At 65.7% G+C, this 11,856-nt stretch carries 11 protein-coding genes; 5 read left to right on the top strand and 6 right to left on the bottom strand.

What is annotated here, in order from left to right:
• Nucleotides 1-27 precede the first annotated feature (27 nt).
• Complete coding sequence (locus GGC47_RS18640) at nucleotides 28-300, bottom strand: hypothetical protein (RefSeq protein WP_038367116.1); 273 nt, start codon at nucleotides 298-300, stop codon at nucleotides 28-30.
• A gap of 201 nt (nucleotides 301-501) precedes the next feature.
• Between GGC47_RS18640 and GGC47_RS18635 the strand changes: the two genes are divergently transcribed.
• Nucleotides 502-1,440, top strand: a complete 939-nt coding sequence (locus GGC47_RS18635; protein ID WP_185748067.1) for a sensor histidine kinase — start codon at nucleotides 502-504, stop codon at nucleotides 1,438-1,440.
• On the opposite strand, the gene GGC47_RS18630 is transcribed toward GGC47_RS18635, so the two are convergent.
• The 4 genes from GGC47_RS18630 to GGC47_RS18615 all read right to left on the bottom strand — a co-directional run bounded on the left by GGC47_RS18630 (nucleotide 1,441) and on the right by GGC47_RS18615 (nucleotide 5,478).
• Nucleotides 1,441-1,800 (bottom strand): response regulator, encoded by a 360-nt coding sequence (locus GGC47_RS18630; protein ID WP_370954802.1) that lies wholly within the window; start codon nucleotides 1,798-1,800, stop codon nucleotides 1,441-1,443.
• A gap of 167 nt (nucleotides 1,801-1,967) precedes the next feature.
• On the bottom strand, nucleotides 1,968-2,879 hold the full coding sequence (locus tag GGC47_RS18625; protein ID WP_038367113.1) for an ABC transporter permease: 912 nt from the start codon (nucleotides 2,877-2,879) through the stop codon (nucleotides 1,968-1,970).
• The gene (locus GGC47_RS18620) at nucleotides 2,876-3,844 is read right to left on the bottom strand and encodes an ABC transporter permease (protein WP_142023282.1); all 969 of its coding nucleotides are present in this window, start codon (nucleotides 3,842-3,844) and stop codon (nucleotides 2,876-2,878) included. The genes GGC47_RS18625 and GGC47_RS18620 overlap by 4 nt, the downstream gene beginning before the upstream one ends.
• A gap of 86 nt (nucleotides 3,845-3,930) precedes the next feature.
• Nucleotides 3,931-5,478 (bottom strand): AMP-binding protein, encoded by a 1,548-nt coding sequence (locus GGC47_RS18615; protein ID WP_142023281.1) that lies wholly within the window; start codon nucleotides 5,476-5,478, stop codon nucleotides 3,931-3,933.
• Nucleotides 5,479-5,615: 137 nt separating this feature from the next.
• Between GGC47_RS18615 and GGC47_RS18610 the strand changes: the two genes are divergently transcribed.
• The 4 genes from GGC47_RS18610 (at nucleotide 5,616) to GGC47_RS18595 (ending at nucleotide 10,577) form a co-directional block, all read left to right on the top strand.
• Complete coding sequence (locus tag GGC47_RS18610; RefSeq protein ID WP_185748066.1) at nucleotides 5,616-6,392, top strand: enoyl-CoA hydratase/isomerase family protein; 777 nt, start codon at nucleotides 5,616-5,618, stop codon at nucleotides 6,390-6,392.
• A 26-nt stretch (nucleotides 6,393-6,418) separates the two neighbouring features.
• Nucleotides 6,419-7,945, top strand: coding sequence for an AMP-binding protein (locus GGC47_RS18605; RefSeq protein WP_142023279.1), 1,527 nt, complete (start codon nucleotides 6,419-6,421; stop codon nucleotides 7,943-7,945).
• A gap of 68 nt (nucleotides 7,946-8,013) precedes the next feature.
• A complete protein-coding gene (locus GGC47_RS18600; protein ID WP_038367107.1) occupies nucleotides 8,014-8,835 on the top strand; it encodes an IclR family transcriptional regulator in 822 nt (273 codons plus the stop codon).
• Nucleotides 8,836-8,987: 152 nt separating this feature from the next.
• The gene (locus GGC47_RS18595; protein ID WP_038367104.1) at nucleotides 8,988-10,577 is read left to right on the top strand and encodes an ABC transporter substrate-binding protein; all 1,590 of its coding nucleotides are present in this window, start codon (nucleotides 8,988-8,990) and stop codon (nucleotides 10,575-10,577) included.
• A gap of 193 nt (nucleotides 10,578-10,770) precedes the next feature.
• Here the strand turns inward: GGC47_RS18595 and proX are convergent, their stop codons facing one another.
• Complete coding sequence (gene proX / locus GGC47_RS18590) at nucleotides 10,771-11,811, bottom strand: glycine betaine/L-proline ABC transporter substrate-binding protein ProX (protein ID WP_142023278.1); 1,041 nt, start codon at nucleotides 11,809-11,811, stop codon at nucleotides 10,771-10,773.
• Nucleotides 11,812-11,856 lie beyond the last annotated feature (45 nt).

Below are 11,856 nucleotides of genomic sequence, written 5' to 3'. Positions count from 1 at the left end.
GTCACGGCCAGGGAACGAAGCTGAGCTTTATTCCGGCCGCTTGCGGCGGCGCTTATCCGGGGTGCCGGCCGGCATGTCGATGAGTTTCGCCTTCCGCGAAGCCTTGGTTTCGTCAGAGATCGGCACGTCGGAGAGCGCTTCGTCGATATGCCGCCCTGCAACGGCGCGCGCTTTCAGTTGCTGGCTCTTGCGGGTGACATTCTTGGGCGAATCCAGCGGAAGCGACCGATCCATGTCGTGAACCGGGGCGTGTGTCGCAGCGTGTGTCTGGCCGTCCTGGGATTTGATCGCATCGGTCATCGAGGATGAACGGCCCGCGCTGTTCTTTGTTCCTCGTCGAGGCCCGCTCCCGAGCTTCGAGTCGGACAGTCCTGCATGTCAAATGACAGGGACATCGATCTGGCCGCGTGGCACGTACATGGCGTAAATTGGGAATGCCCCGCCAAGCGGAGCGAGAGCGGGGATATTTTGACGACGCCGGAACTGCGAGACGCACGCTTCATGCGCAGCCTGCTGGCGGCGTCCGACGACTGCATCAAGGTCATCGATCTTGCCGGCGGGCTGTCCTTCATGAGCGAGGGCGGCCAGCGCATCATGGAGGTCAGCGACTTCAACGCGATCAAGGGATGTCCCTGGCCTGATTTCTGGACCGATGAGGGCAACGCAGACGCCAAATTCGCGCTCGAGGAAGCGCGGGCCGGCCGCAGCTATCGCTTCCAGGGCATCGCCAATACGTTTGCCGGAAATCCTCGCTTCTGGGATGTCCAGGTCGGCCCGATCATCGGTCCGGACGGCAAGCCCGAGGCGATCCTGTCGGTGTCGCGCGACATCACGGCGATCAAGGAAGCCGAGCAACGGCAACGCCTGCTCGCGCTCGAGCTGAAGCACCGGATGAAGAACACGGTCGCCATGATCCAGGCGATCGCCAATCAGACGATCCGTGGCGGCGCCGAGATTGACGCCGTCAAGGAAGCCTTCACCGCGCGGCTCAACACGATGGCCTCGGCGCAGGACATCCTGACACAGACCGCCTGGGCAAGGGCGAGCTTGAAGTATCTCGTCGCAGAATCGTTGAAGGGGCATGGCGACCTGTCGCGCTTCCGGATCGAAGGTCCGGCCGTCGAGCTCTCGTCGAAGACCGCCCTGGCGATGGCGCTTGCGCTCCACGAACTGGCGACCAACGCCACGAAATATGGCGCGCTCAGCCAGGACGACGGACGTATCGACGTGACGTGGTCGGTCCTGGAGGGCGAGTTCAATTTCGAGTGGCGCGAGAGCGGCGGCCCTCCCGTCGAGCCGCCCAGCCGCCGTGGCTTCGGATCGCGGATGATCGAACGGGCCTTGGCCGGATACTTCAGCGGGACAGCCGGGATGGACTATCAGCCGGCCGGCGTGGTCTTTTCGCTCCGTGGGCCCATCGAAGCCCTCACCGCCGACTGATCAAGCCGCTTCCCGGAAGGCTTCGATCACCTCGGCTGGCCGGTACGGCTTCCTGAGATAGCGAGCATTCGCCGGCAGATCGCCTTCCGGGGGCAGGACGCGTCCGCTCGTCACCACGATGAGGACCGGCGGCCAGCCGAGGCGCACGGCGTGCGCCAGCTTCATGCCGTCCATGGAGCCCGGCATTTCGATATCCGTGAATACCACCGCGATGTCACGGCGGGCATTCAGGATGGCGATGGCTTCGTCGGCATGGGCAGCCTCGACCACCTCGAATCCGGCTTCCGCGATGAAGTCGGCTGCGTCCATCCGGAGGAGCGGCTCATCTTCGACGATCAGGACAACCAGCTTCGACATCATGTTCTTTCGGATGCGTCTCTCAAGCCAACTGCCCGCGGCAGCTCTTGTTGCCTCGCATTGAAAAGAATTGCGTCCGTTGTCCTGATCGCCGCATGAAAGCCGGCGGGGTTTCGATGAAGCCGAGCGCTTCCTGCCCGCGTCGCCTCAGCCGCGGTGCTGCCAGCCTGTCAGCTTGCTCCACGCGGGTTGAGAACGTCCCTCAGCCGATCCCCAACAAGGTTGATCGCGATGACGGTGAACAGCAGAGCGAGGCCCGGATAGAAGCTGATCCAGAACTTGCCGGAGAGCATGTACTGGTAGCCATTGGCGATCAGCATGCCGAGGCTCGGCTCGGTGACCGGGACCCCGAGCCCCAGGAAGGACAGCGTCGCTTCGAGCGCAATGGCGCGGGCCACCTGGACGGTCGCGATCACCATCAACGGCGTCAGGCAATTCGGTAGCAGGTGCCGCAGCAGGATGCGCCAGGGCGAGGCGCCCATCGCCCTGGCCGCCTCGATATATTCCTTGCGGCTCTCGATCAGCGCGCTGGCCCGGGCCGTGCGCGCATAGGCAGCCCATTCGACGATGACGAGCGCGAGCACGACGTTGAGCACGCCCTTGCCGAGAAAGGCGAGGATCATCAAGGCGATCAGGATCGCCGGAAAGGAGAGCTGCAGGTCGACCAGGCGCATCAAGGCACTCTCGATCCGCCCGCCGGCATAGGCAGCAAAGAGGCCGAGCAGGGCGCCGACCGCGGCCGCGACCACGGCGGAGGTCACGCCCACGAACAGCGAGATGCGCAGGCCATAGAGAATGGCCGAGAGCATGTCGCGCCCCTGGTCGTCGGTGCCCAGCCAGAACGTCATGCCGCTCGCCGAGGTCGAGCCGGGCGGCATGCGTCCGTCCAGGATGTCGAGCTGAGTCAGGTCGTAGGGGTTCTGCGGCGCGATCCAGGCAGCGAGGAGCGCGAGCAGGACGACGACCGCCAGCAGCGTCAGGCCGACCACGGCGGTGCGCGAGGCGGTGAAGGCGCGTGCGAATCGATTGAAGCCCGAGGCGCGCGGCGGGACGACTTGATCGAGCGAGGCCGGCGCGCTCATCGGCTCGTCCTCACGCGCGGGTCGAGCACCGCGTAGAGGCAATCGACCAGGAGGTTGATGGCGACGAAGAGCAGGACGATGATCATCAGATAAGCGACAATCATCGGCCGATCCAGGACATGAATGCTGTCGATGATCAGCTTGCCCATGCCCGGCCAGGAGAAGATCGTCTCGGTGACGACGGAAAAGGCGATCACCGATCCGAATTCGAGCCCGACGATGGTGACGACCGGGATCATGATGTTCTTCAGCAGATGCCTGCTCACGACCGCGCGCTCGGAAAGTCCCTTGGCGCGGGCGGTGCGGATGTAGTCCTGCGGGATGATCTCGCGCGCCTCGGCGCGGACGAGGCGCATCACCAGCGAGGTCTTGAACAGCGCCAGATTCAGCGCCGGCAAGATCATGTGCTGCAGCCCGTCCAGCGTCAGGAACGACCATTGGATGCCGAGGAACGCGCGCGTCTCGCCGCGCCCGCCGGAGGGCAACCAGCCGAGCTGCACGGCAAAGACCATGATGAGCAGCAGTCCCACCCAGAACCCCGGCAGCGAGAAGCCGAGGATCGAGCCGGTCATGATCGCCTTGGAGACCGGCGAATGCGGTTTCACCCCGGCGAACAAGCCGAGCGGGATGCCGATCACGATCGCCAGCAACATCGCCGCGACCGCCAGTTCGAGCGTCGCCGGCATGCGCTGGAGAATGACCTGCAGGGCAGGCTCGTTATAGACGAAGCTGCGCCCGAGATCGCCGTGGATCGCGCCGTTCAGGAAGGAGAGATATTGGACCCAGAGCGGCCGATCGAGGCCGAAGGCGGCAATGGTGCGCAGCCTCTCGCCCTGGTCGGCATCTTGTGAGATCAGCGTCTCGACCGGATCGCCGATCACGCTGATACCGATGAAGACGATCACCGTCATGGCGATCACCACGAAGATCGCCTGCAGCAGGCGCCGCAGCAGCCAGGCGCTCATGATCTGCGCTCGCCCATCTCACGCGCCTCGGTGGTGCTGCCATTCATCTGATTTCGCGCCGTCCGCTCATCTGCAGGCTGGGGCCGCTATTTGCCGATCCGATGCCCGGAGCGCTCGAGATCGAAAGCGGCCTCGGTGCTGCGGCTGAGATCGCTCTTCTTGATCCGCTGCGTCGGCGTCTTCGGGAACTCGTCGATCCTCTCGATATAGCGCGGAATCTGGAAATACGGCATCCGCCCCTCGCACCAGCGGATCAACGCCAGCGGATCGGGGCTGCGTCCGCCGGCCGCGCGGATGAACAGCTTGAGATCGTCGTCGCCGAGTTCGCTCGGCACGCCGATCAGCGCGCATTCTTCAATGTCGTCATGGGTAAGGATGATGCGCTCGACCTCCCAGGCCGAGATGTTGACGCCGCGCCGGCGCACGCTGTCCTTCTTGCGGCCGGCATAGAACAGGAAGCCGTCCTCGTCGCGCCGGGCGAGGTCGCCGGTCGAGAACCAGCCGTCCCTGACCAGCGCGGCGCTCGCCTCCTCCATCCGGAAATAGCCCTTGAAGGCGAGCTCGGCCTCGCGCGGCCTGACGACGATCTCGCCCGCTTCGCCGACAGGCACCTCCTGCCCGTCCTCGCCGAGCAGCTTCACATCGTAGAACGGCAGGGCGCGCCCGCAAGAACCGAGCCGGCCTTCCGGATTGATCGTGACGAAGGTCGTCATTTCCGAGAGCCCGTAACCCTCGCGCAACACGACGCCAAAGCGTTCCTCGAAGGCCCGCCAGACATCGATCGGGCAGCCGCCGCCCCAGGCCATGCAAACCTTGTGCTGCCGGTCGAGGGGACTTTCCGGCTGCTTCAGGAGCAGCGGCAGGACGCCGCCGAGATAGTGGATATGCGTGACGTCGTAGCGCCGGACCTGGTCCCAGAACTGCGAGGCACTGAACTTCTCGACCATGGCGAGCGTGATCGGCTCCATCAGCGCCGCGATCAGCACGGCGACGCCGGCCCCATGATGCAACGGCTCCCAGAGCAGGAAGACGTCTCCAGCCCTGGCGCCGGTCAGCGCCAGCGTCCCCATCGGCCCCGCACGCAGGCTGCGGTCGCTCTTCAGCACGCCCTTCGGTTCGCCGGTGGTGCCGGAGCTCGGCGTGATCGCGATGATGTCGTCGGCCAGCACATCGACGGGCGGCCGGCCAGGCGAAGCGGCATCGATCAAGCGGGAAAACTCTCCCGGACCGTCGCCCCCGCGCCAGACCAGCTTGAGCTCCGGCAGCCGCGCGGTGATCGGCGCGAGCAGCTCGGCATGGCTGCGATCGGCGATGAGCGCATGCGGCGCGAAGCGATCGAAGACGAAGTCGAGCGAGGCGCCCTTGAGATGGACATTGACGGGGATGCGGACCAGTCCCGCCTTCGCCAGCGCGAAGATGGTGACGATGTGATCGGGATGGCTCGGCAGCATCACGGCGACACGGTCGCCCTTGCGCAATCCCATCGCCAGCAACGCGTTCGCCAGCCGGTTGATCCGGCCATCGAGTTCGCCGACGGACCAGTCGCGCTCCCCGAAGCGGCAATAGACATGTGCGGGATCCGCGGCAGCGCGCCTGTCCCAGAGCTGCCCGATCGTGATGGCGTCGGTCTGCATGTCGTACCCCGGAATGCTCGCCCGGTCGACGCGCATATGTCGGCCAAGGAAGTATCGAATTACAATAACAGTGATTGAATATTGATATTATGTTCGGATATGTGTCAAGCCAGGGCGAGCGAGACACGGAGGCTGATTTGTCCGACATCGAACTGGAGCGCCACGGCGCGGTCGCGATCGTCGCGATCAATCGTCCGGCCAAGCGCAACGCGCTCAGCGGCGAGGCCTGGCGCGAACTGGGTGGCGCGTTCACGCAGCTTCATGCCGACGATGCGCTGCGTGCCATCATTCTCACCGGCCGTGGCGGCGCATTCTGCGCCGGCGACGAGATTGGCGCCTTCGCCGTCGTGCGCGACGATCCTCCGGCGCGCCAGGTCTATTGGGACGGCATCATGGCTTGCTACGCGGCGGTGTCGGCGGCACGCGTACCTGTGATCGCGGCCGTCAGTGGACCCTGCGTCGGCGGCGGCTGCACCCTGGCGCTGCGCGCGGATTTCCGGATCGCCGACGCGACCGCGCGTTTCGGCGTGCCCCCGGCAAAGCTAGGCCTGGTCTATCCAGCCGACAGCACGCAGCTCCTCGCCGCGACGGCCGGTCTCTCGATGGCGCGGCATATGCTCTACACCGGCGCTCTGATCGGGGCCGAGGCGGCGCTGTCCTGCGGGCTCGTGTCGGACGTCGTCGAGGACGATGTCGTCGAGGCGGCGCTACGCTTCGCCGCGCCCATGCTTGCCAATGCTCCACTCTCGATCCGGGCCGCCAAGCTCGCCTGCGACGCGATTCAGCTGGGCCGCCTCGCCGATGTTGCAGCCAATGTCGCGGCGCTGTCGGAGGCCGCCGATCGCAGCGAGGACTATCGCGAAGGCACGCGCGCCTTCGCCGAGAAGCGCAAGCCGGTCTTCACCGGGCGCTGAACCGGAACGCCGACAGGACGACGACGATGACCGAGATCACCGTGCCCACCGACGCGAACGTGTTTGGCGCCCTGTTCGGCCGGGAGCACGATCCGGCGCGCGTCTTCATGGAAACGGCGGCCGGGCGGCAGCTCCGCTTCGGCGAGGCGGCGGACATCACCGCCCGCTACGCCGGCCTGCTGGCCGGACTCGGCGTCGCGAAAGGCCGGTTCGTCGCCGGCCTTCTGGAGAAATCGCCGGAGGGCATCCTGCTCTATCTCGCGGTTTGCAGGCTCGGAGCCGTCTATCTGCCTGTCCATATCGGCCTGACCGACGCTGAAATCAGCCATATCCTCCGGGACGCCGAGCCGGTGGCGGTGGTCTGCGACCCCTCGCGGCGCGACTGCGTCGGCTCGGCCGGAACGCACCGAGTGCTGACGCTGGACGCAAAGGGCGCAGGCACGCTGACCGAGGGGAGCCGCGGAATCGAAGGGCTGGACGAACTCACGGCGGTTTCGCCGTCCGACGCGAACGCCATGGTCTACACCTCCGGCACGACGGGCCGGCCGAAAGGCGCGCTGCTTTCGGCCGGCAGCGTGATCTGGAACGCACGCGCGCTCGCCGCCTGCTGGCGGATCGGCCCGGACGATACCCTGCTCCACGCCAACCCCATGGCCTACGGGCTCTTCGGCACGACGACGCCGGCACTTGCCGGAGGCGCCGCGATGATCCTGCTGTCGAAATTCGAGACGGAGGCGGTGCTGGCCGCCTTGCCCCGCGCGACGATCTTCGCCGGGGTCCCGACCTATTACAGCCGCCTCATGGCCGACCCGCGTTTCGGCCGGGAGCTCTGCACCGAGATGCGCCTGTTCGTCACCGGTTCGGCGCCGATGCGGGCCGATGCCTTCGAGGCCTTCGCGGCCCGCACCGGCCATCGCCTCCTCGACCGCTACGGGCTGACCGAGGCCCTGATCGCCACCTCGAACCGCTTCGAGGATCACCGCCGCCCCGATACGTCGGGCCTGCCGCTGCCGGGTTCGCGGCTTCGCATCGTCGACAAGGACGGACAGGAGGTGCCGGCCGGAACGGTCGGGATGATCGAATTGCAGCAGCCTTTTCCGTTCCTCGGCTATTGGCGCGACGACGCGAAGACGGCAGCCGCCTTCCGCGACGGCTGGTTCGTGACCGGCGATTTCGGCCGCGTCGACGAGGAGGGCCATGTCAGCGTGCTCGGTCGCGGCGCCGATCTCATCATCACCGGCGGCCTCAACGTCTACCCCAAGGAAGTCGAGGCTGCGCTCAACGCCTTGGACGCGGTCACCGAAAGCGCTGTGATCGGCGTTTCGCACCCCGATTTCGGAGAGGCCGTCGTCGCCGTGGTGCAGCTGGCGAACCGCCGCACACCCTTCGATCCGCAGCAAGCGATCGCGGCGCTCCGATCTTCGCTGGCCGGCTACAAGGTGCCCAAGCGCATCGAGCTGGTCGACGAGATGCCGCGCAATACGCTCGGCAAGATCCAGAAGAACCTCCTCAAGCAGCGCTTCGCCGGAACGTTCGGCCCGGGCGCGGGTTGAGGCGCCGGACGAAGCTGCTACAGCTTGGACAGCCCCGCGAAAGGTCTCCGCACACCATGGTGTCGTCGATGTCGAAATCTGCGCCAGCCGCACCCCTGGCCGACCGCGGCGAAGGGGCGCCGGAGATCGACGAGCGCCTCTTCGTCGCCTCCGTCGCCAAGGCGATGAAGGTCCTGGAGGCCTTCGACAAGACGGCCGCGACGCTGAGCCTGTCGGACATCGCGATCCGTACGGGGCTCGGCCGCAGCGCCTCGCAGCGCTTCATCTATACGCTCGAGCGCCTCGGTTATCTCGATCGCGACGCCCAGACGAAGCGCTACGGCCTGTCGCGGAAGGTCTTCCGTTTCGCGCAAAATGCCAGCTCGTCGAACCAAGGGCTGGAAGCGGCCTATCCGCAGATGCGCATCCTGAGCGAGAAGACCCGGGAGACGATCTCCTGGGTCGAGGTCGACGGCGCCGACATCGTCATCATCGCAACGATACCGAGCACGCATATCTCGTCGGTCAACCTCCCCATCGGCACCCGGTTTCCGGCACTCTCCTCCTCGTCCGGCCAGATGCTGCTCGCCCATTCCGCACCGAGCCATGTCGAGAAGGTCTGGAAAGCGTCCGCCCCTTCGGTGTCACAGCGCACCAAGGCGCGCGACGCGGCCGAGATGATGCGCATCCTCGAAGCGGCCAAGGCGGTCGGCTTCTCCGTCACCGAGAAGAACATGGAACAGGGCAGCATCTCGGTGTCCGCGCCGGTTCATGATCGCGCCGGCCGCGCGATCGGCTCGATCAACCTCTCGACCCTGACCACGCGCTACAGCCGCGAGACCGCGATCGCCGAACTCGCGCCGCTCGTGCTCGAGGCCGCGACGAAAGCGACGGAAACGCTCGCCTCCTGAGCCGGGCCTCGGCGCCCGCTCACTCAGTCGGAATCTCTGGGTTTCAACGTGCGGGCGTCGCTCGCGCGCAATCGGGCTTGCGCTCGCTTGACAGTCAGCAAAAATCGTCTTCAAATATCAATTATTATATACCAATAATAAGGGGATCGCGTATGGCTGCCACCCTCACCTCGCCGGTAAAGCGCCTCGCGCTCGCCTCGACCCTCCTTCTGTGCCTGGGCGCCGCGCCTGCCTTCGCCGAGAAGCTGACCATGGGAATCGGCGGAGCGGTCAATTCGCTCGACCCTCATTTCTACAGCACGACGCCCAACAACCTGGTCGCGTTCCACATGTTCGACCGGCTGGTGCATCGCAGCCCGGAGGGCAAGCTCACTCCCGGTCTCGCTACGGAATGGCGCGCGATCTCCCCGACCGTGTGGGAGTTCAAGCTGCGCGAAGGCGTGACCTGGCATGACGGCAGGCCCTTCACGGCCGACGACGTCGCCTTCACCCTGAAGCGCGCCATCGACGTTCCCAACAATCTCGGCGGCTTCGCCGGCATCATCCGGCCGATCAAGGACACCGAGGTCGTCGGCCCCACCGTGATCCGCCTGACCACCACGTCGCCAGTGCCGAACCTGCCGAGCGACCTCACCCGCCTCGCCATCGTCTCGCGTCACGCCGGCACCGATGCGACCACGGCCGACTACAACAGCGGCAAGGCGGCGATCGGCACCGGCCCGTTCAAGCTGGTGAGCTATACGCCCGGCGAGCGCGTCGAATTCGCCCGCAACGACAACTGGTGGGGCGAGAAGCCCGCCTGGACGACGCTGACGATCCGGCTGATCCCGAATACCGCCGCACGGACGGCCGCCCTGCTGTCCGGCGATCTCGACCTGATCGACACGCCCTCCGCCAGCGATCTCCCGCGCCTCGAGAAGTCCGAGAACATCCACGTTGCCTCGGTCGCTGGCATGCGCGTCAACTACATCGTCCCGATGATCAAGCCGGCCGAGGATGCGCCGCCGATAACGGACAAGAAGGGCGCCAAGCTCGATCCGTCGCCGCTGACCAGCCAGAAGGTCCGCGAGGCGCTCTCGATCGCGATCAACCGTGCCGGCATCACGGAGCGGATCATGCTGGGCACCGCCAATCCCACGGGCCAATGGCTGCCGCCCGGGATCATGGGATACGATCCCAAGACCCCGGTCCCGGCCTATGATCCGGAAAAGGCCAAGCGCCTTCTGGCCGAGGCCGGATTCCCCAACGGCTTCAAGATCACGCTCTCGACCTCAAACGACCGGGTGCCCTACAGCGTCGAGGTCGCGCAGGCGATCGCGCAGATGTGGAGCCGCATCGGCGTCGACACCGCGATCGACGCCATCCCCTTCAGCGTCTACTCGTCGCGAGGCGCCAAAAGCCAGTTCACCGCCTATCTCGGGAGCTGGAGCAACAATTCCATGGAAGGCACGGGCCTGCTCAGGGATCTCGTCGGCACGCGCAACAAGGAGACCGGCTGGGGCCTCTACAATTGGGCGCAGTATTCCAATTCGAAGCTCGACGCGCTCAATGCCAGCGCCATCGCCGAGATCGACGACACCAAGCGCGAGGCCCTCGTGCTCGACGCGGTGAAGCTGGTCTCCACCGACGTCGCCATCCTCCCGCTCTACCACTTCAAGAACATCTGGGCGACGCGAGGCAAGGTGTTCTACCAGCCACGCATCGACGAGCTCACATTGGCAGTCGACGTGAAACACAAATAGCACGAGCACGCACAGTTTGATCTCGATCAGCGGCAAGCGCCAATAGCTGACCTTGTCGCCCGCCAGGAAGCAGACGCTGTTGGGCGAGCGAATGGGGGTGCCTTGCGCCGAGAGGCCTCCAGCAGCCTTCCTGGAGGCATCTCAAGCCGGGCATGCGATTCCGAACTGTTGTCGTTTTCCCTACAAGTTGCGATTAGACGCCGCCTCTGGCCTTCGCCACCCAGTCGTCGAACATGGCCTTGTTTTGGGTGATCCACTCATCGGCCATGCGGTTGATGTTGGCGCTGCTGGCGCCGTTCTTGTTGATGTTGAACTCCCAGGCCGACCAGCTCGCGAGCGGGAACTTGATCTGCTCGATCAGTGTCTTGATCGCCGGGTTGGCCGCGACGAACTGCTTGTTCGCGACAGAGGCCCAGTTCCAGGACGACATCGCCATGCGGCAGGGATCGGCTCCGCCGGCGCAGCCTTTGACGCCCGGTACCAGGGCTGAACCGCGGTTCGGCACGTTCGGCGGCAGCGCATCCTCCGGCGTGGGCAACCAGACGACGTCCTCGCCCGGGATCAGCGCGTTGTTCACCCAGGACGGGCTCCACGCATAGAAGAAGGCGGGCTCGCCGCGCTTCACGCGCGCCACGGCCTCGACCATCAGGGTCTCGTATTTGCCGCGCACCGAGCGGACGGTGTCCTTGAGGCCGAACTTGTCGAGCTGGAAGTCGACCACGTCGCCGCAACTCCAACCCGGGTCGCAGTTGATCAGGTCCGCGCGCCCATCCTTGCCGAACAGCGCGGCGATCTTGGGATCCTTCATCTGCACCAGCGTGGTGATGTTGTGTGCGGTCGCGGTCTTCTTGTCGATGAGGTAGCCGTTGATGCCGCCGCCGACGATCATGCCGCTGCCGAGCAGCTCGGCCTGCTTCTCGACGGCCCGGAAGGCGGGTTCGCGTTGGGGCATGTTGACGTCGGTGGCGAGGTCGAGATCGCCCTGCCCTGCAGCCTGGAAGAACAGCGTCGTGTTGAGCGTCGAGAGCTTCACCTCGTAGCCGAGCTCCTTCATCGCCCGGCTGATGATTTGGGCAGTCACGTAATTGGCGCCGAGGCTGTCGCTCTGGGCGTAGCGCACGGTCTTGCCCTTGCCCGGCAAGGCCTGGGCGAACGCCGCTCCCTGCAGGGCGACTGCGGCGAGCGCCGCCGCGGCAACAGTCTTGATAAACGGTCTGGCTGACAGGCTGATCATCGCGTTCTCCTCTTCGGTTATGGCTGGTCTTGTCCCCGGCCCGCC

The sequence above is a fragment of the Allobosea sp. OAE752 genome (assembly GCF_050433265.1).
GTDB classification, from domain to species: Bacteria; Pseudomonadota; Alphaproteobacteria; order Rhizobiales; family Beijerinckiaceae; genus Allobosea; species Allobosea spartocytisi.
Note: the sequence above shows the minus strand (reverse complement) of the source record. Positions and strands in the feature narration are given on the sequence as shown.